This is a genomic window from Kocuria sabuli (assembly GCF_040981185.1).
GTDB classification, from domain to species: Bacteria; Actinomycetota; Actinomycetes; order Actinomycetales; family Micrococcaceae; genus Kocuria; species Kocuria sabuli.
The window spans coordinates 197,075-218,655 of record NZ_JAVHZE010000002.1; the positions used below are offsets into that span (position 1 = coordinate 197,075).

16 protein-coding genes are annotated in these 21,581 nt (G+C 69.9%); 13 read left to right on the forward strand and 3 right to left on the reverse strand.

Annotated features, from left to right (window positions below; all coding sequences use genetic code 11):
* Positions 1 to 5: 5 nt before the first annotated feature.
* The 6 genes from RE027_RS03130 (at position 6) to RE027_RS03155 (ending at position 8,701) form a co-directional block, all read left to right on the forward strand.
* Positions 6 to 797 (forward strand): glycosyltransferase, encoded by a 792-nt coding sequence (locus RE027_RS03130; RefSeq protein ID WP_368806777.1) that lies wholly within the window; start codon positions 6 to 8, stop codon positions 795 to 797.
* Positions 798 to 799: 2 nt separating this feature from the next.
* The gene (locus tag RE027_RS03135) at positions 800 to 2,251 is read left to right on the forward strand and encodes a glycosyltransferase family 4 protein (protein ID WP_368806778.1); all 1,452 of its coding nucleotides are present in this window, start codon (positions 800 to 802) and stop codon (positions 2,249 to 2,251) included.
* Positions 2,248 to 5,259: a glycosyltransferase family 39 protein gene (locus RE027_RS03140; RefSeq protein ID WP_368806779.1), complete on the forward strand. Its 3,012-nt coding sequence runs from the start codon at positions 2,248 to 2,250 to the stop codon at positions 5,257 to 5,259. Before RE027_RS03135 ends, RE027_RS03140 begins: the two co-directional genes overlap by 4 nt.
* 73 nt (positions 5,260 to 5,332) lie before the next feature.
* A complete protein-coding gene (locus RE027_RS03145) occupies positions 5,333 to 6,622 on the forward strand; it encodes a beta-galactosidase (RefSeq protein WP_368806780.1) in 1,290 nt (429 codons plus the stop codon).
* Between the two features lie 62 nt (positions 6,623 to 6,684).
* Positions 6,685 to 7,935, forward strand: coding sequence for a glycosyltransferase family 4 protein (locus tag RE027_RS03150; protein WP_368806781.1), 1,251 nt, complete (start codon positions 6,685 to 6,687; stop codon positions 7,933 to 7,935).
* Positions 7,913 to 8,701, forward strand: a complete 789-nt coding sequence (locus tag RE027_RS03155; protein ID WP_368806782.1) for a PIG-L family deacetylase — start codon at positions 7,913 to 7,915, stop codon at positions 8,699 to 8,701. Before RE027_RS03150 ends, RE027_RS03155 begins: the two co-directional genes overlap by 23 nt.
* Before the next feature lie 16 nt (positions 8,702 to 8,717).
* On the opposite strand, the gene RE027_RS03160 is transcribed toward RE027_RS03155, so the two are convergent.
* Positions 8,718 to 9,716 carry a right-handed parallel beta-helix repeat-containing protein gene (locus tag RE027_RS03160; protein ID WP_368806783.1) on the reverse strand — a complete coding sequence of 333 codons (999 nt, stop codon included), beginning with the start codon at positions 9,714 to 9,716 and terminating at the stop codon, positions 8,718 to 8,720.
* 331 nt (positions 9,717 to 10,047) lie between these two features.
* Between RE027_RS03160 and RE027_RS03165 the strand changes: the two genes are divergently transcribed.
* Positions 10,048 to 11,031 carry an endonuclease/exonuclease/phosphatase family protein gene (locus tag RE027_RS03165; RefSeq protein ID WP_368806784.1) on the forward strand — a complete coding sequence of 328 codons (984 nt, stop codon included), beginning with the start codon at positions 10,048 to 10,050 and terminating at the stop codon, positions 11,029 to 11,031.
* Between the two features lie 119 nt (positions 11,032 to 11,150).
* A complete protein-coding gene (deoC, locus tag RE027_RS03170; RefSeq protein WP_368806785.1) occupies positions 11,151 to 11,804 on the forward strand; it encodes a deoxyribose-phosphate aldolase in 654 nt (217 codons plus the stop codon).
* 44 nt (positions 11,805 to 11,848) lie between these two features.
* Here deoC and RE027_RS03175 read toward each other — a convergent pair whose 3' ends face one another.
* The gene (locus RE027_RS03175) at positions 11,849 to 13,117 is read right to left on the reverse strand and encodes a PP2C family protein-serine/threonine phosphatase (RefSeq protein WP_368806786.1); all 1,269 of its coding nucleotides are present in this window, start codon (positions 13,115 to 13,117) and stop codon (positions 11,849 to 11,851) included.
* A gap of 145 nt (positions 13,118 to 13,262) precedes the next feature.
* On the opposite strand from RE027_RS03175, the gene RE027_RS03180 reads away from it, so the two are divergent.
* The 4 genes from RE027_RS03180 to RE027_RS03195 all read left to right on the forward strand — a co-directional run bounded on the left by RE027_RS03180 (position 13,263) and on the right by RE027_RS03195 (position 17,089).
* Entirely contained in the window at positions 13,263 to 14,162 is a 900-nt protein-coding gene (locus RE027_RS03180; RefSeq protein WP_368806787.1) for an SDR family oxidoreductase, read from the forward strand.
* A 137-nt stretch (positions 14,163 to 14,299) separates the two neighbouring features.
* Positions 14,300 to 15,874: an alpha/beta hydrolase fold domain-containing protein gene (locus RE027_RS03185; protein ID WP_368806788.1), complete on the forward strand. Its 1,575-nt coding sequence runs from the start codon at positions 14,300 to 14,302 to the stop codon at positions 15,872 to 15,874.
* Between the two features lie 194 nt (positions 15,875 to 16,068).
* On the forward strand, positions 16,069 to 16,503 hold the full coding sequence (locus RE027_RS03190) for a hypothetical protein (RefSeq protein ID WP_368806789.1): 435 nt from the start codon (positions 16,069 to 16,071) through the stop codon (positions 16,501 to 16,503).
* Between the two features lie 157 nt (positions 16,504 to 16,660).
* Positions 16,661 to 17,089 (forward strand): hypothetical protein, encoded by a 429-nt coding sequence (locus RE027_RS03195; RefSeq protein WP_368806790.1) that lies wholly within the window; start codon positions 16,661 to 16,663, stop codon positions 17,087 to 17,089.
* A gap of 84 nt (positions 17,090 to 17,173) precedes the next feature.
* Here RE027_RS03195 and mfd read toward each other — a convergent pair whose 3' ends face one another.
* A complete protein-coding gene (gene mfd / locus RE027_RS03200; protein ID WP_368806791.1) occupies positions 17,174 to 20,881 on the reverse strand; it encodes a transcription-repair coupling factor in 3,708 nt (1,235 codons plus the stop codon).
* A 194-nt stretch (positions 20,882 to 21,075) separates the two neighbouring features.
* On the opposite strand from mfd, the gene RE027_RS03205 reads away from it, so the two are divergent.
* Positions 21,076 to 21,573, forward strand: a complete 498-nt coding sequence (locus RE027_RS03205; RefSeq protein WP_368806792.1) for a DUF2505 domain-containing protein — start codon at positions 21,076 to 21,078, stop codon at positions 21,571 to 21,573.
* Positions 21,574 to 21,581: the final 8 nt, after the last annotated feature.

Consider the following 21,581-nt stretch of genomic DNA (forward strand, 5'->3'; position numbering starts at 1 on the left):
AGCCGATGATGGAAACCAAGAGCGGAGTGGCTGTCTTTCCACCAGCACCCGCACCGAAAACCTCCACCATGGCCTCAGCACGTCCACGCTCAGCGGTCGACCTCGAGATCATCGTGCCGGCCTACAACGAGGCGGAGCGGATTTCGGACACATTGCTCAGAACTGCGGACTTCCTGGAGGCGCAGCCCTGGACCTCCCGCGTCGTCGTCGTGGACAACGGAAGCTCTGACGACACCGGGAGTGTGGTCAGACACTTCGCCCGGGAGACGCAGGGACGCGTCCCGATCACCCTCATAGGGTGTGGACGCCCAGGGAAGGGCGCGGCAGTACGCCGGGGGATCCTCAGCGGCACGTCCAAGTACACCGGCTTCTTCGATGCCGACATGGCCACTCCCGTGGAAACCCTGAGTGTGGCCGTCGGACACCTGGAGCAGGGTGCGGCCGCGGTCATCGCCTCGCGGCACTGCCCCGGATCCACGTTCGTCCGGCATCAGCCCTGGGGACGGCGGCTGGGCGGCATGGCTTTCCGTGCACTGACTCGTTCGATGGTGCAAGAGGTCCACGACACTCAGTGCGGCTTCAAGTTCTTCGACCGCCGGGCGATCAATCAGGCCCTGGTCCAGTGCCGGACCACCGGCTTCGCGTTCGACGTCGAACTGCTGCATCGGCTGCAGTACGAGGGCGGACGCATCATCGAGATACCTGTCGCGTGGACCGACCACCCCTCGTCGACTTTCCGGCCCATCCGCGACGGTGCCGCGAGCTTCGGCTCCGTCCTGCACATGCACAAGGGATAGTCATGGAAGCGAACCTCGAAGCTCTCGGCAGCGTGTCGGGCCAGCGCATACTGGTCCTGAACTGGCGGGACACGAAACACCCGCTTGCAGGCGGCGCCGAGAAGTACATGCACGAGATCTCGCGCCGATGGGTGGCCGCCGGAGCTGACGTCACCTGGTTCACAGGCAGGGGCAGGGAACAGGGCCCGAGGGACACCGTGGACGGGGTCAAGATCCTGCGAATGGGCGGCACGCTGAGCGTGTATCCGATGGCGGCCATGAAACTGGTGCGGTCGCGCGGTGATTTCGACGCCGTCGTCGACTGCCAGAACGGCATTCCCTTCTTCTCGCCGTTGGCGGCACCCAGGAAGATCCCGGTGGTACAGGTCGTCCACCATGTCCATCAGGACCAGTTCAGCACCCGGTTCTCAGCGCCGATGGCTGCCTTCGGCAAGTTCTTGGAAGGCACCGCGTCACGGTGGGTGTACGGCAGGCGTCCGATCGCTGCAGTCTCGCCGTCCACCCGACGGGAGCTGCGCCGCCAACTCGGTTTTCCCGGACCGATCTTCGTGGTCCCGAACGGCACCATCGAAGTACCTCACACGGTCGGGCCCCGGGACCCGGATCCAACCGTCACCGTCGTGACACGACTGGTGCCGCACAAGCGGGTCGACCTCCTGCTCGGTCAGCTCGCCGTCGTCGCGCAGGCCATACCGCGCCTACGGGTGAACATCGTGGGTGACGGTCCGGAGAGGGGACGGTTGCAGCAGATCGCGGCGGACCTGGGACTCCACTCGACCGTCAAGTTCCACGGATTTCAGCCCAATGCAGTCCGTGACCAGCTCCTCAACGGGTCGTGGTTGACCGCCATCACGTCTGCCGCCGAGGGGTGGGGCCTCTCCGTGATCGAGAGCGCGGCGTGGGGAGTGCCCTGCTTGGCCCTGCGTGTCCCGGGCATTCGCGATTCGGTCGTCGACGAGGAAACAGGATGGCTCGTGGACCGTCCCAGTGACTACGGTGACGCCCTCATCGACAAGCTCCGCGCTCTGTCCGACGAAAGCCTCGCGCGGGAGATCGCCGGCGCCTGCCAGGACTGGGCCCGTTGCTTCACGTGGGAACGCAGTGCCTCGCTGCTGGCCGGAGTGCTCCAGGAAGCAGCGCTGCGGCAGGATCGGTCCTTGGCGGAGAGCCGCGGCAGCCGCACGGACCTGTCCACCATGGCCGCGTTCGGGCTGCCGCCGGGCACAGATCTGCGTGCGCACCTGCGGCCGACCGATGAGGTGGTCCACGACGGTGGCAAGGTCACGGTGCTGTTCAACGGTTGCGATGAGTTCGACACGGCGCAGGTGCTGGCGGACATGGGGGTCGACGACGCCGAACTCCGGCCGGTCGAGCTCAGCGATCTGCTTGCCGGTCCTGTCGGACGCCCGTCGCGCGGACGAACCTCCACCCAGGGAGCGACAGGAATTCCATGACGTCACCAGCCCTCGTGGGGGACGAGGCTGTCGCTGTTCCGAGCGCGCGCAGTAAGTACCCGGAAAATCCTGCCTCAGCCGATGTTGCAGTCATCTCCGAGAACAATGCACTCCTCTCGGTCTCGGCGGCCCTGGTAGGGGCGCTCAGCTATGCGTGCACGCTTCTGATGGCCAACAGCCTCGGGTCCGCCCAGTACAGCGACTTCGCAGCCGCGCAGATGCTGCTCGGAATAGTGGGGACCATTGCCTCGGCTCTCGTGCCGCTTCCGCTCTCGCACGCGGTGGCGGCGCATCCAGCCGGTTCCGCTGGCCGGCGCGACGGCATCGCCTTCGCACTGCTGGTGTCATTACTGATCGGAGCAGCTGCCGCCCTTGTGACGGGAGTCCTGACGGCGGCATTTGCACCGGCTCCCATGGCCATGGCCGTGGCGCTCTCTGCTCTGGTGCTTTTCTTGATGGCTGCTCCTCAGGGCTGGCTTCAGGGCGAGCTGCGGTTCAAGAGATACGCTTTGCTGGCGCTGGGCGAGATCACGGTCCGTCTGGGGTTCAGTGTGCTCGTGGTGGCTCTCGCCTGGGGCGCCACCGGCGGAGTGCTGGGATTCGCCCTTGGGGCCCTGGCCCTTCTGGCCGTGCCTTCCTCGTTCTATCGAGATCTCCGGCTCCGCCTGCCCGTCCTGAAACAACGGCGACGGTGGTCGGAGACAGGCGACATCGCGCTGGTCCTGTGCGTCGTGTCGGTGCTCGTCGGCCTCGACGTGGTGATCATCCCCTTCCTCGACGACGGGTCGGACGCTGCGGCCGGATTCCAGGCGTTGGCCACCATCGCCAAGGGGCCGGTGTACGTCGCAGCAGGCACCGCTCTGGTGGCGTTCCCACTCCTGCGAAGTCCGCACGTGGACACCGAGAACATCGTTGCTCACGCCCTCCGGTCGTTCGCCGGCCTTGCACTGCCTGCTGCGATCGTGATCGCGACCGTACCCCACCCCCTCATGGGTTTGGTGCTGCCACAGCGGTACCACTCCTCCTTGGGTCTGCTGCCTTGGCTGGCTGCCGCCGGGCTCGGGTACGCCACGATGTCCGTGCTGGCGACCATTCTTCTCGCCCTGCGCCACTACCGGAGATGCCAGGTGGGTCTGTTGATGGCCGGTCTGTTCGTCTCCGGCGGCATCGCCGTCGGCTGGCAGGTCGATGGTGTGAGTGGACTGGCAGTCGGATCGGCCGTCGGCTCGCTGATCGCCGCTGCCGTCCTGGTCGTGATCGCCCGGCCGAAACTACCGCCGGGCAAGGCAGGGACGATCCGTGGTGCTCTCATCGCCACCGCCGTCCTCACCGGCCTCTTGGCCATGGCCGCCGCTGTCCCGCTGATCTGGCTCCTGGCCACCACCGCGGCCGGCGTGCTGGTTCTCGCCCTGCAACGGGCCGAGAACCGCACTCTGTTGCGGATCGTGGGCGTCCTGAGAAGGCGGTGGCCGGCCCGGGGCGCAGAGTCTCGTGCACGCGTCACCACCGCGCTTGCCACCTTCGCAGCAGTCACAGCGGCCGCCTTCGGCGTCCGGGCGATCGGGCTGACCCGCGCCTTCGAACTCTGGGTGGACGAGATGCTCTACGCAGAGCTGGGGCGCGCAGTCAGCTACGGGGAGTTGCCGAACCTGCCGGACGGTCCGTTCTTTCTCCACCCTCCCGGGTTCTTCCTCGTCGAAGGCATGGCGATCAGAGCACTCGGGTTGTCCGGCAACAGCTTCGAGCTCGTGTACGACCTGCGATGGCTCAACGCACTCGTCGGGGCGCTCTCCGTGGGTGTGGCCTTCTTGCTGATCCGCAGACTGACCAACGCTCCGGTTGCGGTCATCACCGCGGTGGTTCTCGCCTTCGAACCCTTCGTGCTGCGGAACAACAGCCGTGTCTTCATCGAGACCCTCGGGACGGCCGTGGTCCTGATCGGCCTGTTGATCATCGTGTCCCTGATGATGCGACGGACCACCCGGCCCGCATTGTTCTCCATGGCACTCGGCGGGCTGCTGCTGGGGTACGGCGTCCTGACAAAGGATGTCTTCGTGCTCCTCACCGTCGCTCCCGTGATGCTGTCCGTTGTGTGGCGACGAACATTGCCCTCGCGTGAGGCGGCGGTCATCTTGATGGGGTCGGCAGTACCGTATTTGGCCTACCTGGCGGTTCTGAGCGCGCATGACATGTTCGCTGATTGGCTGTGGGCGAAGACCAACGGCGTCCGCCGCTTCCTGGGCTTCGAACAGCTCACCGGGTTCAACGCCGAAGGCTCCCCCAGCCTGATCGGCCGCCTGATCGACCAGGCCGGGACTTTCGGAACGAGCTATGTCCTGCTCGGACTCGGTCCGCTGGCTGCCTTGTTCGTCTGTCTCAGCGCGCGTCCCGAGCGGCGGCTGATCGGGCTGGTCGGCCTGGTGATGGGTGTCTTCGGCCTGTACTGCGCCGCCTTCGGCACCTTCGAGGAGCAATACGGCTACCCGGTCATGGTCGCCGGCATTCTGAGCCTCGCCGTCTGCGCCATGGAAGTCTGCGAAGGTCGGCCATCCCTCACCAGACCGGTCACCGGTGTCGCGATTGTGTTCGCGCTGCTGACAGTCACCCTGGGAGTCCGGGCGGAAACCACCACGGACAACGGCTACGCACGGTTCCGGGCGTGGATGGACGATCATCTCCCCGCCGATGCCAGGGTCAGCGTCACGAACAGCACCGGTGAATTCGCCTTCTCGGATGACCCGCGCTTCGGCGCCTGGCCGGATCCGCAGCTCATGGAGCAGAACGGCGTCGAATACATCTTGACGCAAAAGACGCCGACGATGCAGGGCTATGGCTATGCCCGACCGGAGATGCTCGACTGGCTGACGGAAACCGCTACCGAGGTGGTCAGCTTCGATGGGCCCACAAACGGCGCCACCACCTTGTGGCGGGTCAGTGAGGACGAGCTGAGCGAGGCGGCAGACGCGGGCATCGGGCTCCCGTCGGCGAACTACGAGACGGAGAGGTGAGCGGGTGCCCCAATCGCCACACCCAGCCGGCCACGCGTGGACCATCCGCACCGTCGCCGTACTGACTGCCGCGATGGTAGTACTGGTCGGTTGCGAACGGGACACTCCCGACTCGATCGCGCCCGGCATGTCGTTCGGCGTCCTGGGGTCGGACTGCGCTGCTGATCGTGTCGGGCCACTGCACCGGGCCGGGGTGGAACTGGCGCAGATGGATGTCCGGTGGGATCGGCTCGAGCCCGACCCCGGCCGCCTCGATCAGAGCTATGCCGATGAACTGGCGACCTCCATCGACACCTGCAGGGACGCCGGCATCAAGGTCATCCTCGGGCTCGGGCTCCAGTACGCTCCGGACTGGGTCAGCAAGTTGCCTGACGGGGAGTACCTGGACCAGGCCGGCAACACCCATCCGGGGCAGCTTCCCAACATCGTCTTCAGCCAAGACGTCCGCTGGGCCTTCGAACGACATGCCGCCAACGTCCTGGAACTGGCGCCGCAGGAATCCATCCATGCCGTCCGTCTGGGAACCAGTGAGGCCGGTGAACTCGGCTACCCCGGTGGCGGTCAGGGCGACCTGATCTCCGAGACCGGGTTCTGGGCGTTCAACGATGCCGCGAAGACCGGCAACGGCCTGCCCCCCGGCGTCGACAGAGCTCCGCTTGCGGGCTGGGTGCCGGGAGACAGCACCTGGCAGGGCCAGCCCGTGACGGACGACCAGGTGGCCACGTGGTTCAGGTGGTACACGGGCGCGGTTGTCGATGCGGTGGTCTGGCAGGCGGACATGCTGCGCGATCTGGGTTTCACCGGCAAGCTGCATGTGCCGCTCGCCGGCCGAGGCGTTCTGCCCGCCGATCTCCGAAGAGCAATTGCCTCCGGGCTGGACGGCACCGCCGATCGGGACGGAAGTCTCGAACGCGGACTCTACTATCCGGACCAGTTGCCGGCCCTGGCGCAGGGTATCGGCACCGACGACCTTCTGGCGGGCGTGACCGGGCTGGACGATGCGACCGCAGTGCAGGCCCGGTCCGAGCGGCCCGCTACGGACGCCTGCAGTCCGATGGACCACCAAGTCGATCTGGTTTCCCAACCGGACGTGGAACGCTGGCCCGCGTCGCGCTGGACCATTGCCAATGCCCGTAGAGCGGGACTCCAGGTGATCGGTGAGAATCCGGGCTCGCCGCGCGCACCCGGCACGGGCGGAGACCCGAAATCGGACAACCTCCGCGACCAGATGCAGCACGCACCTCGCTACGCCGCTGAGTGCGGCCTCTCGGCGTTCCTCTGGGCCTTCGAGGACGACCTGTTCGGCGACCCCCGGCAGATGAGTCTGGACGAATACCGCGAGGCCATTTCGGCATATCGGTGACTCCAGCGGGGCCTCCCAGACAACCTCGCCATGCAACCTGTACGAACAGAAGGAGACGGAACATGTCGGCAGCGACCGGGAGCCAGGAGCCGGAAACGTCCGCTGCGCAGCAGGGGCCTGCGATCGGTGGTCCCTCCGGACGCTTGAGGGTGCTCCATCTGGGCTTCGAGGATCCTCGGATGCCCGGCGCCGGCGGCGGCTCTGTGAGGACACATGAGATCAACAAGCGTCTCGTCGCGGATGGCCACCACGTCACCGTCCTGACGACGGGCTATCCCGGCGCGGTCGAGCGCTGGCAGGACGGTGTCCAGTACGTACCTCTCGGCTTCGGACAGGGCCGCACGAAGCTGTCGCGGTTGCTCGGTTATGTGCTCCGGCTGCCCGGGGAGGTCCGTCGCCGCCGCAGCACCTGCGACCTGGTCGTCGAGGATTTCTTCGCGCCGTTCTCGACCATGGCCGCCCCTCTGTGGACGCGGAAGCCGACCATTGCCGTGGTCCAGTGGTTGCACGCCAAGGACAAGTCGCGTCAGTACGGGCTGCCCTTCCACCTCGTGGAGCGAGTGGGAGTCAGGGCCCACAGCAGGATGGTGGCGGTCTCCTGCGGGACGGCCGAAGCGCTCCAGGCACTGAACCAACGAGCCCACATCGACGTCATCGGCAACGGTCTGGACCCCCGCGCTTTGGAGGTCCGGCCGCAACTGGGACGGGACGTCGTGTACATAGGGCGGCTGGAGATGCTGTGCAAGGGGCTGGACCTCCTCCTCCAGGCCTGGGAGCGTGCCCATCAGGACGTGGACGGTGATCTCGTCATCGTGGGAGCCGGTCCGGACGAGGAACTGGTACGCAGGATGGTCAGGGACAGCGGACTGGAGGAGAGCATCCGGTTCACGGGCTGGGTCGACGGGGCGGACAAGTTCCAGCTGCTCAGCAACGCTCGGCTGGCGGTCATCCCTTCACGCCACGAGACGTTCGGCCTCGTGGCCATCGAGGCCTTGGCGACCGGCACCCCGACCGTCGCCTTCGACATTCCCTGCCTGCGGGAGGTAGTGCCATCCGGCTGCGGATGGCTCGTCGAGCCCTTCGACGCCGCTTCCCTGGCGACAGAGATCGTGCTGCGCTACAACCGGCCGAAGGAACTGGAGGATGCAGGACGGACGGGACGCGAGTTCGCGACCCGCTTCGACTGGGACGCTCTGGCCTCCCAGCAGACCGCCGCCTACCGGGCCGCGATCCCGATGCTCCCCGCAGCACGCTGGAAGTTCATGCCGATCATGCGAAAGGAAGGCATTCATGGCAGTTCCCGCACGCCTTGAGGAATCGTTGAGCACGAACACCCCCTGGCTTTTCCTGTCTCCGCACCTGGACGACGCCGTACTCTCCTGCGGGTCGCTGATGGACTCGTTTGCGATCCGGCGTGACATCACTGTTGCCACCGTCTTCACGGAAGCGCAGCCTCCACCCCACACCCGGGCGGCCCGCAGCTTCCTGCACCAGTGCTCGGGGCATGACGCCATGGCCCTGTTCGAGGAACGCCGGAGCGAGGATGAGGCGGCCCTCTCCGGGATCGGAGCACGGCACCAGCACCTCGGTGTCACTGATGCCCTGTTCCGGCAGAACCGCAAGGTCAGGACCGCACTGGGTCCCTTGGCGAGGATGCTGCCCGAGCTCGTCCACCTCTATCCCACGTACCGTTTCGACATTGCGCTCGGTCGGATCTCTCGCGGTGACCGGGCCTTGGTCGCGCAGCTCCGGAACAGGGTGTCGAACCTGCTGGAGCAGACCGAAGCCGAACTCCTCTTCTGCCCGGTGGGGGTGGGCCGACATGTGGACCACTTGATCACCCGCGCCGTGGGGACCGAGTTCCCGGAACGCGTGGTCTACTACTCGGACTTTCCCTACAACCAGTCGGCGTCTCCGGACGAGAGCTTCCTCCGGAAGCACCGGCTGGCCGCATGGAGCTGGGAAACAGAACCCGCACGCAAGGAGCGGCACATCAATCAGTACGGCTCCCAAGCCCCGGCGCTCTTTCCGGACGGCGCCATCCCTGTTGCTCCCGAGACGTACTATGCCCCCAGCTGACGCCCGCTCCGAGGAACTAAGAACGGAACGCGTTCCCGCTGATGCGGTTCCCTTTCCCTGCGCCCACCCTGATCGCACCACTGCGGTAGTGAACGTTGTCGGTCACGGTGATGTCCGAGAGACGCCCGAAGACGTCGACAGAGCAACCCGGGATGTCAACGAACGTGTTGCCGCGCACCAGAATCCTGCCGACCGGCCCGTCGCCCTCGTAGTAGCCGGTATGGACGCCGACAGGTGATCCCCAGAACCGGTTCCCGACCACGGTGATGTCGTGGATGCCTCCGTCGCCGAGAGCCAGTTGCATGGCCGCGCCATGTCTGCCGCCACGGACCGTATTCCCCTTGTAGGTGACGTCGTGCACTGTTCCGCCCATGGTGTGCGCCACCAGACCGTCGTCCCCGTCCGAGCCCGCACCCTGGTCGACCCGGTTGGCTGCAACCAGCCCGTCATTGGAGTCGAGGACATGGATACCGTCGAGCTGGTCGTACTTACCGCTCGTGGCCACGGTCGTGTCGTTGTGCTGAATGCAGAAACGGTTGCTGCCGACCACGGCAATGGAGTAGGTGAAGGGATTTCTGGTCCGGACTCCTTCGACCCTGACGTTCACCGAGTTCCGGACGTCGATCAAGTATTCGTACAGGCGCCCGCCGGTGGAGTTGCCGTCCAGGACGTCACCGCTGTGATCCGCTGTCAGGTCCCGGATGGTCACATTCGCGGCGCCGTCGGTCGTGATGAGCGGGTGACCGCCGTACGGCCCCTGGGACCGGAGGAAACCGGCGGACGCCTTCAGCACGGTGGCAGCGCCTGCCCCTCTCAGCTCCACGTTGTCCCTGAGGACGAGGGGGCGGCTCAGGTTCAGTCGTCCTTCGGGAAGGCAGACCACCGCCCCACCGGAACGCGCAGCCCTGTCGACTGCCTGTTGGACGACCACGGAACTGTCTGCGGCGGGATCCTTCGGGCGGGGCACGGCAACGAGAGAAATCCCGGGGCTTCCTGTGGCAGGACGACCGATCACCACGCCTCCTCGTCGAATCAGGCACGCGACCACCGGCGCTCACAGGAGACATCACGGTGATCAGGACGAGTCGGCACGACGGCGCGACTCGCGGTTGGCAGGGCACCAACGTACAAGAACTGGAGGCGCATCAGGTGAAGCGACCAATCATGACCACGCACCACCCGACGACACCACCGGCTCCAGCACTGTGCTGGTACGGCGCGCATGAGGGGCCAGCTCCACCCTCGACGAAAGGTCACTGATGTCCTCATCGTCTCGTGGCCGCCCGGGCGCAGGCCTCGCAGGTGTCCTTCTCCTGCTGTGCGCAGTAGCGGTCCTGGGCCCGGCGGTGATCCTGGTTCTGCCGGGCAACCTGGGCCTGTGGGACGTGTACCCCGTCGTTCAGCTGGACGCCCTCCCAGGGGTTTGGATCGTGGTACTGGGCATTTGCACGCTTGTGACCGCCACCCGGTTGCGCCGCGCTGCATCATCCTCCGGTCCTCGCCGGACCGCACAGCGGACGGTGTTCGTTCTGCTCCTGAGCATCCTCTTGATCGAGGTGACGGTGTTCGTCCGCGCAGGGGGAGTTCTGCCGGCAGACCTCGCGACGGTGCCGAGCGGCCGCGCGGACCTGACGGTCCTTTCCTTCAATGCACGAGGAACCGACGCATCCAGCATCGTTGGAGCCGCTGTCGAGGCGGAAGCGGATGCGGTGATGCTGGTCGAGACCAACGGCGCGGTCGCGGCCGAGATCGTCGACCGGCTGCGACGCCACGGTCAGCGGAGCCAGCTGTTCACCGCGAGCGGGACCGCTCTCGACAGCGAGGACGAGGTCGCGATCATCGTCGACGATCGGCTCGGCGCGTACTACGAGGTACCCGGTCCTGCACTGGCATACGGGTCACTCACGATCGTGCCCGGAGACCGCGCCGGCTCGGCTGCGCAGGCCACAGCCACGGGAGGTCCGGCGCTCAGCGCGGTGCATCCCCCCGCACCGGTTCCGGGTGACGTGCCCTCGACGACCTGGGGGCAACAGCTGCAGGAAGCCGTCGATGCCTGCAGCCGTGAGTCAGCGATCGTCGGTGGAGACTTCAACGCGACATCAGCGCAGATCTCACACGTCATCGGCGACGGGTGCCTCGACGCCGGCTCGCACCTCGGCCGAGGGGCTGTCGGCACCTGGCCCACGGCCGTGCCGGCACCCCTCGGAGCGAGCATCGACCATCAGCTTGCGGACGAGAACCACTGGGAGCCGGTCGGCATCCGGGTTCTGGACATCGGCCGATCCGATCATCGCGGCATAGCCGTTTCGTACCGCGCTGTCAGGCCCTGAGCGCCCGGCGGACTCCTGGTCCACCTCGGACGGAGGGCGCAGTGGCAGGACCCGGAGCCTCCCCCGCGGGTCCGGCCGGTAGGCTGGGCGCGACCCGATCGACCGTCGAAAGGCCGCCCGTGACCACCCCCCAGCTCGCCTCCTACATCGACCACACGCTGCTCAAGCCCGAGGCGTCGCGGGAGCAGATCGCCACCCTGTGCACGGAGGCCAGGCAGTACGGCTTCGCCTCGGTGTGCACCAACCCCCTGTGGGCCGGCTTCGTCCGGGAGCAGCTCGCGGGCAGCGACGTGCTGACGTGCGTCGTCGTCGGCTTCCCCCTGGGCGCGTCCGCCACGGAGGTCAAGGCCTTCGAGACCGCCACGGCCGTGGCCGCCGGAGCCCAGGAGATCGACATGGTCATCGACATCGCCGCCGCGCGGGCCGGTGAGCGCGAGACCCTGGAGCGGGACATCGCGGCGGTCGCCGAGGCCGCGCACGCGGGTGGGGCCGCCCTGAAGGTCATCATCGAGACGTGCCTGCTGGACGACGAGCAGAAGGTGCTCGCCTGCCGGGCCGCCGTGGCCGCCGGCGCCGACTACGTGAAGACGTCCACCGGCTTCTCGACCGCCGGCGCCACCGTGGAGGACGTGCGGCTCATGCGCGAGACCGTGGGCCCGGACGTCGGGGTCAAGGCCTCCGGGGGGATCCGCACCCGGGAGGACGCCCTCGCGCTGATCGAGGCGGGTGCCTCCCGGATCGGCGCCAGCAGCGGCCCGGCGCTCGTCGGCTGAGGACGTCCGCACCGGTCCCTCGTCCCGGGACGGGACGGAGCCCGTCAGCCGCTCCCCGGTCCCGTGGACGGGGACGGTTCGGGCAGCCGGTGGAGGGCGAGGACGGTGAGGTCGATGGGGTGCCCCTCGGTCACGGCCCACGCCGTGGCCAGGTCCACCGCCTCGTCGGCCCCGATCCCGCCCGGATAGCGCCGGGCGACCGTGTCCAGGCCCCCGGCCGGCGGCGCGTCCGGGCGCAGGTCGAGGAACCCGTCGGTGAGCACGAGCAGGGTCTCCCCCGGGCGCAGGGCGGCGGTGCGCACGTCCCACCCGGAGCCGTAGGCCGGTGACAGCCCGAGGGCCGGCCCGGAACCGGCCAGCCGTCGCACGCCGCCGTCGGCGCCGAGGACCAGTGCCGCGCCGTACCCCGCCAGGACGTAGACGACGGTGCCGCTGCTCGCGTCGAGCGTCGCCGCGAAGGCCGTGACGAAGGCCCCGGTGCCGTCGGCGGCCGCCGGCGCCCCCACCGCCGAGCGCTCGACCGTCCGCTCGACCGGCCGTCGCCGGGCGCGCCCCGGACCCGTGGCCCGCAGCAGCGCGCGCAGACCGGAGGCGACCGCCGCGGAGGCGGCGCCGAGGACGTCGGCGGCCTCGAGCTGCACCTGACCGTCCTCGGCGTGCCAGTCGAAGTAGCTGCCGCCGGCGCGCCGGGCCGGTGTGCACCGGCCGGCCAGCTCGTACCCGGGCACCCCCACGGCCCCCGCGGGGAGCAGCATCCGCTGGGCGGCCCCGGCGGCCGCGAGCTCGCCGGTGGCGGCCAGCTCCCGCTCGACGAGCTGCCCGAGCTGGGCGAGGACCTCCTGCTCGTCCGCGCCGAACGTCCGCGGCACGGTGTCCATGATGCACAGCGACCCGACGCGCTCCCCCGTGCGCGCCCGCAGCGGCTGCCCGGCGTAGAAGCGCATCCCCTGGCGCACCACCGTCGTGTCCGCTCCCCGGGTCCCGCGTGCGGTGTCCTCCAGGACCAGGGCGCCCGGCTGCTGGACCGTGTAGTGGCACGGCGAGTACCGCAGGGGCACCGCGACCCCGGCGTCCAGCCCGGAGGCGGCCTTGATCCACTGCCGGTCCGCGTCGACGAGCGCGATGGCGGCCACGGGCACCTGGAAGACCAGTCGGGCCAGGGCCACGATCCGCTCGAAGTGCTCCTCCGGGGCGGTCTCCAGCAGGCCGAGCTCGTGCAGGGCCGCCAGGCGGGCGAGCTCCTGGGCGTCCTGGACGGGCGGGAGGCCGGAGGGGTCGCCCTCCGGCGGCGTCGCGCCGGAGGAGCCCGTCACCACCCCACCTCCCCGCCGGCCGACGACACCACCGGCGTTCCTGAACAAACGCTGAACATCCGACCCCCCATGTTGACACCTCTACAAGAGAGTGCCAGCGTAGATCGAAAGCAGTCTTACGATCCAATTCCCTGAAAGGAATCCCATGTCCGACCAGTACACGATGCAGGATCCCACGAAGCAGTACCCCGGTCCCGACGACAGCTTCGAGCAGCAGCAGGAGGGACCGGGCCTGCAGCGCGAGATGGGTCCGAAGCCCGACTCCGGCGAGTCCACCTACCGCGGCTCCGGCCGGCTCGAGGGCCGCAGGGCCGTGGTGACCGGCGCGGACTCCGGCATCGGCCGCGCCACGGCGATCGCCTACGCCCGGGAGGGCGCCGACGTCGTGCTGTCCTACCTCCCGGAGGAGGAGCCGGACGCCCGTGAGGTCGTGGAGCTCATCGAGGCCGCCGGGCGCCGTGCCGTGGCCGTGCCCGGGGACGTCACCGACAAGGCGTACTGCGAGCAGCTCATCGCCACCGCCGTGGCCGAGCTGGGCGGGATCGACATCCTGGCCAACATCGCCGGCAAGCAGCAGCACTGCCCGGACATCCTGGAGCTGACCGACGAGCAGTTCGACGAGACCTACAAGACCAACGTCTACGCCATGTTCTGGCTGTGCAAGGCCGCCGTGCCGCACCTGGCGCCGGGCTCGGCGATCATCAACGCCTCCTCGATCCAGGGCTACCAGCCGGCGCCGATCCTGCTGGACTACGCCTCCACGAAGTACGCGATCAACGGCTTCAGCAAGTCCCTGGCCGCCCAGCTGGCGCCCAAGGGCATCCGCGTGAACGTGGTGGCCCCCGGCCCGGTCTGGACCCCGCTGCAGATCGTCGGCGGCCAGCCCCCGGAGAACCTGCCCGAGTTCGGCGCCTCCGAGGCCCCCATGGGCCGGCCGGGCCAGCCCGCGGAGATGGCCCCGGCATACGTGTTCCTGGCCTCCCAGGAGTCCAGCTACGTCAGCGGCGAGACCCTCGCCGCGACCGGCGGGATGCCCACGCCCTGACCGCTCCGCGGGCGGCTCCGGCTTCTGCCCGGGTCCGCCCGCCGTCCGTCCCAGCGCTGCTTACCGGCGCTCCGGATCGAGGTCCGGCAGCGGACCGGAGCGCGAGAGACCCACCGTCCCTGTGAGGAGAACCACCCATGGCACTGTCCTATCCCACCCAGCCCGGTGACATCGACCACCTGATCGCCGACGACCACGCGGTCGTCGAGCGCCAGTTCCAGCACCTCGAGGCCGGCCGCGGCGACCGCCGCACCCTCGTGGACCAGATCAGCTTCGAGCTGTCCCTGCACGCCTTCGCCGAGGAGACGGTGATGTACCCGCTGTGGCGCGAGCTCGGGATGGACGATTTCGACGACGACGCCCGCGAGGAGCACGGCGACATCAAGGAGCTGCTGGTCACCCTCGGGAGGACCGAGCCCGGAGAGGCCGAGTTCGAGGACGCCCTGACCGAGCTGATCTCCGTGACCCGCCACCACGTGGAGGACGAGGAGCAGGAGGAGCTGCCGGCCTTCCGCGCCAAGGTCGGCGCGGAGCGGATGGCCGAGCTGGGCAAGGAGTTCCTGGCCGCCAAGCGCCAGGCTCCCCCGGCCCCGCACCCGCACGCCCCGGACGAGGGCCGGATCGAGAAGCTGGTCGGTGCCGTGGCGAAGCCGGTCGACGCGGCGAAGGCCGCGGTGACCGGCAAGAAGAAGCGACTGGCCACCGACGCCTCCGGTCTGCTGGACCCCCAGGCCCAGGCGATCGTCGACGCCCACTCCTCGCTGGGCCCGCAGCCCTTCGAGATCCTCGAGCCCGAGCAGGCCCGGGCCCAGCCGGGCCCCGACGACGCGGTCAAGAAGGTCATGGCGGACCAGGGCCTGGAGGGCCCCGAGCCGGTCGGGTCGGTGACCGACCTGCGGATCCCCGACGCCGCCGGCGGCGAGCAGACCTTGCGCGTCTACACCCCCGCCACCCCCGCTGAGGGTCCGCTGCCGATCATCATGTGGATCCACGGCGGCGGCTGGGTGCTCTTCGACATCGACACCTACGACGCCTCCTGCCGCGGGCTGACCAACAAGACCGGCGCGATCGTGGTCTCCCCCGACTACCGGCGGGCGCCCGAGGCCGTGTTCCCGGCCTGCCACGACGACGTGCTCGCCGCCTGGCGCTGGACCGTGGCCAACGCCGCGCAGATGGGCGGGGACCCGGCCCGGATGGCGATCGGCGGCGAGTCGGTGGGCGGGAACATGGCCCCGGCCACCTGCCTCCAGCTGGCGGCTGCCGGTGAGCCGCTCCCGGCCGCCCAGGTGTGCGTGTACCCGCTGACCACCCCCGAACAGTTCGGGGAGTCCATGGAGGATGCCGCCGACGGCCGCCCGCTCAACCGCGCCCTGCTGTCCTGGATGGCGATGCACGCGTTCGAGGGCGTCCCCGAGGCGGCGCAGGACCCCCGGATCGACCTGCTGAGCTGGCCCCGGGAGTCCCTGGCGCTGATGCCCCCCACGCTGGTGATCACCGACGAGCGGGACGTCCTGCGCAGTCAGGGCCAGCAGTTCGCGGCGAACCTCGAGGCCGCCGGCGTGCCCACCACGGCGACGTACTACGAGGGCGTGATGCACGAGTTCTTCGGTGCCTCCGCCGTGCTCGACAAGGCCGAGGCCGCCCAGCAGGAGGCCGCCGCCCACTTCGCCGCGGCCCTCGACGGCTCCGCCCGGGGCGCCGGCATCGGCTGAGTCACCGGCACCGGCCGAGACCCCGGCGTCGCAGGCCCGTCCCCAGCGGCCCGCCCGGAACCCTCCGGTTCCCGGCGGGCCGCGGCACGGCCGTGACCGGCCGCCGCGCGCCCCCGGCGAACGACTAGACTGGCCGCGAACGCCTCCGCGGCCCCGTCGAGCGGCCGCCCCGAACCGCCAGAAGGGTGCCATCCATGGCCAACCGAGCCCACTCGTCCACCAGCTCGTCCGCGGACGCCCCGACCGACGGCCGCAGCACCGACACGCGCTCGCACTCGGGCCAGGGCCGGACCGTCAACAACCTGGTCTTCCTCGCCGCCTGCCTGGCCATCATGGTCGGCAGCTTCTGGGCCTTCGCCAGCTACCCCAACAGCCCGCTGCTGTGGATCGTCGGCCTGGTCCTCTACTCCCTGGCCCTGCTGGTCCCGGTCAGCATCCTGCAGAGCAGCACCGCCAAGAAGATCCGCGGCGGCCGCACCCTCGCCATGGACGTCCCCTCGAGCACCGAGGTGGCCGGCGTGGACACCACCGCGCAGCGCTTCGACGACGGTCCCCGCGACATCGGCGCCCGTGACGCCGAGGTCCACTCCGAGCACAAGGACGACAAGCTCGGCCAGGCCACCCAGTAGGCCACGACGACGGACGGCCCCCTCCCCGGTCGGGGAGGGGGCCGTCCGTCATCGACACCCGGTGGGTCGAGGCGTCCGAGCCACCGACTAGAATGGGTTCCGACGTCTCCGCGGCCCCCATGACCGGCCGCCCCGAACCGCCAGAAGGGTGCCATCCATGGCCAACCGAGCCCACTCGTCCACCAGCGTGTCCGCGGACGCCCCGACCGGCGGCGCCAGCGTGCGCTCGCACTCGGGCCAGGGGCGGACCGTCAACAACCTGGTCTTCCTCGCCGCCTGCCTGGCCATCATGGTCGGCAGCTTCTGGGCCTTCGCCAGCTACCCCAACAGCCCGCTGCTGTGGATCGTCGGCCTGGTCCTCTACTCCCTGGCCCTGCTGGTCCCGGTCAGCATCCTGCAGAGCAGCACCGCCAAGAAGATCCGCGGCGGCCGCACCCTCGCCATGGACGTCCCCTCGAGCACCGAGGTGGCCGGCGTGGACACCACGGCCGCGGAGTTCGGCCAGGGCACCCGCGGCGTCCGCGAGCGCGACGAGCACACGGCCTCCGTCCACCGCGACGACAAGCTCGGCAAGGCCGTCGAGTAGTCACCGCCTGCCCTCGCGCAGGACGTCGGCCCCCTCCCGCACCGGGAGGGGGCCGACATCGTTCCGCGGGGCCGTGCCGCCCGCTCAGGCGGCGGCGGGCTCCTTGGCGAACACCGCCTCGACCACGCCGCGCGCCCAGTCGAGGATCTCGCGGTCGACGAGGTCCTTCCCGCCGATCCGCGCGGTCTTCGGCTTGGGGATGAGCACCTGGGCGGTGTCCGTGCCGGGCACCGCCTTCACCTGGGCCCCGGGGTAGAGGCGGGCGAGGCGCATCTGCCGGGACTCGGGCAGGTCGGCCGGGGCGAAGCGGACCGTGTTGCCCTGGGCCGCGACGTCCGTCAGGCCCGCGGACCGGGCGAGCACCCGGAAGCGGGCGACGTCCAGGAGGTTCTGCACCGGGGCGGGGACGTCGCCGTAGCGGTCCACGAGCTCGTCGGCGACCTCCTGGATCGCCTCCGCCGTCGTGGCGTTGGCGAGGTTGCGGTAGGCCTCCAGGCGCAGCCGTTCCCCCGGGACGTAGTCGTGCGGCAGGTAGGCGTTGACCGGCAGCTCGATCTTCATCTCGGTGGGCCGCTCGTCCTCCTCCCCGCGGTACTCGGCGACGGCCTCGCCCACGAGCCGCAGGTACATGTCGAAGCCGACGCCGGCGATGTGCCCGGACTGCTCCCCGCCCAGCAGATTGCCCGCCCCGCGGATCTCGAGGTCCTTGACGGCCAGCTGCATGCCGGCGCCGAGCTCGTTGTGCGCGGCGACGGCCTTGAGCCGCTCCAGGGCGGTCTCGGACAGCGGCTTCTCCGCCTGGTACAGGAAGTAGGCGTAGGCCCGTTCGCGGCCGCGGCCCACGCGCCCGCGCAGCTGGTGCAGCTGGGAGAGCCCGTACCGGTCGGCGCCGTCGACGATGAGCGTGTTGGCGTTGGCGATGTCGAGGCCGGTCTCCACGATGGTGGTGCAGACCAGGACGTCGAACCTCTTCTCCCAGAAGTCCACGATGATCTGCTCCAGCCGGGACTCGGACATCTGCCCGTGGGCCACGGCGATCCGCGCCTCGGGCACGAGCTCGGCGATCGCCTTGGCCGTGCGCTCGATCGAGGACACCCGGTTGTGGATGTAGAAGACCTGGCCCTCGCGCATGAGCTCGCGCCGGACCGCCGCGGAGACCTGCTTGTCCGTGTAGGCGCCCACGTAGGTGAGCACGGGGTGCCGCTCCTCCGGCGGGGTGGCCAGGGTGGAGGTCTCGCGGATCCCGGTCAGGGACATCTCGAGGGTGCGCGGGATCGGGGTCGCGGACATGGCCAGGACGTCCACGTTCGTCCGCATGGCCTTGAGCTTCTCCTTGTGCTCCACGCCGAAGCGCTGCTCCTCGTCGATGACCACGAGGCCCAGGTCCTTGAACTCCACCTCCTTGGACAGCAGCCGGTGGGTGCCGATCACCACGTCGATGGATCCGTCCCTGAGCCCTGCGAGCGCCTCCTTGGTCTCCTTGGCGCTCTGGAACCGGGACAGAGCGGCCAGGTGCACCGGGAAGCCGGAGAAGCGCTCGGTGAACGTCTCCGCGTGCTGCTGGGCGAGCAGGGTGGTGGGCACGAGCACCGCCACCTGCTTGCCGTCCTGCACGGCCTTGAACGCGGCGCGCACGGCGACCTCGGTCTTGCCGTAGCCCACGTCCCCGGAGATCAGCCGGTCCATGGGCACCTCCCGCTCCATGTCCGCCTTGACCTCGTTGATGGTGGTCAGCTGGTCGGGGGTCTCGACGTAGGGGAACGCCTCCTCCAGCTCCCGCTGCCACGGGGTGTCGTCCCCGAAGGCGTGGCCCCGGGAGGCCATCCGCGCGGAGTAGAGGCGGATGAGCTCGTTGGCGATGTCCTTGACGGCCCTCTTGGCGGCGCGCTTGGTCTTGTTCCAGTCCGCCCCGCCCATCTTGGACAGGGTCGGTGCCTCGCCGCCCACGTAGTTGGTGACCTGGTCGAGCTGGTCGGTGGGCACGAACAGGCGGTCCCGCGGGCCGTTGCGCTTGGACGCCGCGTACTCGAGCACCAGGTACTCCCGTACGGGCTTCGGCTGTCCCGGCTTGGTCATGGCCCCGGCGATGGGCCGCTGGATGAGCTCCACGAACTGCCCGATGCCGTGCTGCTCGTGCACCACGAAGTCGCCCGGGGACAGCGAGAGCGGGTCCACGGCGTTGCGCTTGCGCCGCACCGGCAGCCGGCGCATGTCCTTGGTGGTGTACGGGCTGGACCGGCCGAGCAGGTCCGCCTCGGTGAGCAGCACGATCCGCGGGCCGTCGAGGGCGAAGCCCTTGCCGGCCACCGCGGTGGTGAGCTCCACGACCCCGGGCTGCGGCCCCTCCACCAGCGCGTCCCGGCGGGACGCGGGGATGCCGGCGTCGTGCAGCAGCTCCGCGATCCGGGCCAGCGGTCCGGGGCCCTCGGTGACGGCGACGACGCGCCAGCCGTCGGCCACCCGCTTCTGGAGGAACTCCAGCATGGCCTCGACATCGCCGTGGAAGCCGTGCGGGTCACGGGCGGCCACGGTGAGGGTGTCGGCGTCGGAGTCGAGCAGGGCGACGTCCTCCGCCGCGGTGTCCGCGTCCACGTCCTGCCCGGCCACGGCGTTGACGTTGAGGGCGGTGACCGCCCACCAGCCGAGCCCGGCGTCGAGGGCGGTGGAGCGGGCCTCGGCGAGGGTCTGGAAGGACCCGGAGGCCAGCGTGCGGCCCTCGTCGTCGCCCGTCTGCCCGGCGGAGGTGATGTCGATGGGCGCGGACCGGCCGTCGGAGGCGGAGTCCCACGCGGCGAGGAGGAACTCCTCGTTGGTGGCCACGAGGTCGTGCGCCCGGGTCCGGACCTTCTCCGGCTCCATGACCACCACGAGCGAGCCCGGCGGCAGCAGCGAGAGCACGGGGACCATGCCGTCCACGAGCAGGGGCGCGAGGGACTCCATGCCCTCCACGTAGATGCCGCCGGCGATCCGCTCGAGCATCGACTCGGCACCGGGCAGCGCGTTACGCAGCGTCGCGGCACGGGACATCACCGAGGGCGTGATCAGCACCTCGCGGCACGGCGGGGCCACGAGCCGGTCGGGGTGCTCCGTGCCGGTCAGGGTGCGCTGGTCCGCGACGGCGAACCAGCGCAGCTCGTCCACCTCGTCCCCGAAGAACTCGATCCGCACGGGGTGGTCCTCGACCGGGGAGAAGACGTCGATGATCCCGCCGCGCACGGCGAACTCCCCCCGGCGGGTCACCATGTCCACGCGGGCGTAGGCGGCCTGGGACAGGGCGGTGACGGCGGCGTCGAAGTCGAGCTCCTCCCCGCGGGCGAAGCGCACCGGGGTCATCTCGCCCAGGCCCTCGACGACGGGCTGCAGCACGGAGCGGACCGGGGCCGTCAGCACCCGCAGCGGGCGCTCGGGGTCCTTGCCGGCCAGCCGGCGCAGCACGTCCAGGCGGCGGCCCACGGTGTCCGAACGGGGCGAGAGCCGCTCGTGCGGCAGCGTCTCCCAGGCCGGGAACTCCGCGATCTCCCCGGCGGGCAGGTAGGCGCCCAGGGCCGCGGCGAGGTCCTCGGACTCACGGCCGGTGGCGGTGACGGCGAGCAGCACCGGCGCCCTGTCGTCGGCCGCTCCCGGGGCGTCCAGGGCCCCGCGCAGCTGGGCCGTGAGCACCGGGCGCATCCCGTCCGGGGCGCTGATCACGGTCTCGGGGCTGCGCTCCCCGGGCGGGAGGGCGGCCTGAGCGCGGATGTTGGCGAAGGAACGCTCCGCCCCGAGGGCGGCGAGCAGTCCGGACAAGGTCATGGGTGCACAGTCTCCTGGGACGCTGTGGGAAGTGCTGGCGGGGCAAAGGGGCTGCAGCAGCCGACGTTCGCGGGTTCCAGCTTACTCCCGGACCCCGACAGCGCCCGGGCCGGGACCGGAGGCCCGCCTACGATGGGGGGAAGCATCCACCACCGCGGCGCCCCGGCGCCGCAGCACCCCGAGAAGGAGTCCCCATGGCCGTCACCGCGTCCACCACCGTCCCCGCTCCCGTCGAGCAGGTCGTCGCGACCTTCGCGGACGAGGCCTTCGTCCGCCACGTGGCAGGGAAGGCCGGCGCCACCCTGGAGTCCTTCGAGCGCTCGGGCGAGACCACCGGGGCGTTCACCGTCACCACGGTCCGCGCCATGCCCGCGGACCGGCTGCCGGACGTCGCCCAGCGGTTCGTCGGGCCCGCCCTGCACCTCACCCAGACGGACGCCTACGAGGCCCCGGCCGCGGACGGGTCCCGCGTGGTGCGCAGCGACATCAAGGTCGCGTCCCTGCCGGTCTCGGGCAGCGCCCACCAGACCCTGCGCCCGCAGGGCGAGCAGACCGAGGTGCACGTGGACTGCACCGTGGAGGCGAACATCCCGTTCGTCGGCAAGCAGGTCGCGTCCGCCGCGGAGCCCTACGTCAGCAAGGCCCTCTCCCTGCAGTCCCGGGAGGCGGAGGCCTGGCTCGCGAGCCGCTGAGCCGCTGC

Coding starts and splice junctions, on each gene's coding strand:
- RE027_RS03130 (WP_368806777.1), top strand. CDS start 6: ATGATGGAAACCAAGAGCGGAGTGGCTGTCTTTCCACCAGCACCCGCA.
- RE027_RS03135 (WP_368806778.1), top strand. CDS start 800: ATGGAAGCGAACCTCGAAGCTCTCGGCAGCGTGTCGGGCCAGCGCATA.
- RE027_RS03140 (WP_368806779.1), top strand. CDS start 2,248: ATGACGTCACCAGCCCTCGTGGGGGACGAGGCTGTCGCTGTTCCGAGC.
- RE027_RS03145 (WP_368806780.1), top strand. CDS start 5,333: ATGGTAGTACTGGTCGGTTGCGAACGGGACACTCCCGACTCGATCGCG.
- RE027_RS03150 (WP_368806781.1), top strand. CDS start 6,685: ATGTCGGCAGCGACCGGGAGCCAGGAGCCGGAAACGTCCGCTGCGCAG.
- RE027_RS03155 (WP_368806782.1), top strand. CDS start 7,913: ATGGCAGTTCCCGCACGCCTTGAGGAATCGTTGAGCACGAACACCCCC.
- RE027_RS03180 (WP_368806787.1), top strand. CDS start 13,263: ATGTCCGACCAGTACACGATGCAGGATCCCACGAAGCAGTACCCCGGT.
- RE027_RS03185 (WP_368806788.1), top strand. CDS start 14,300: ATGGCACTGTCCTATCCCACCCAGCCCGGTGACATCGACCACCTGATC.
- RE027_RS03190 (WP_368806789.1), top strand. CDS start 16,069: ATGGCCAACCGAGCCCACTCGTCCACCAGCTCGTCCGCGGACGCCCCG.
- RE027_RS03195 (WP_368806790.1), top strand. CDS start 16,661: ATGGCCAACCGAGCCCACTCGTCCACCAGCGTGTCCGCGGACGCCCCG.
- mfd (WP_368806791.1), bottom strand. CDS start 20,881: ATGACCTTGTCCGGACTGCTCGCCGCCCTCGGGGCGGAGCGTTCCTTC.
- RE027_RS03205 (WP_368806792.1), top strand. CDS start 21,076: ATGGCCGTCACCGCGTCCACCACCGTCCCCGCTCCCGTCGAGCAGGTC.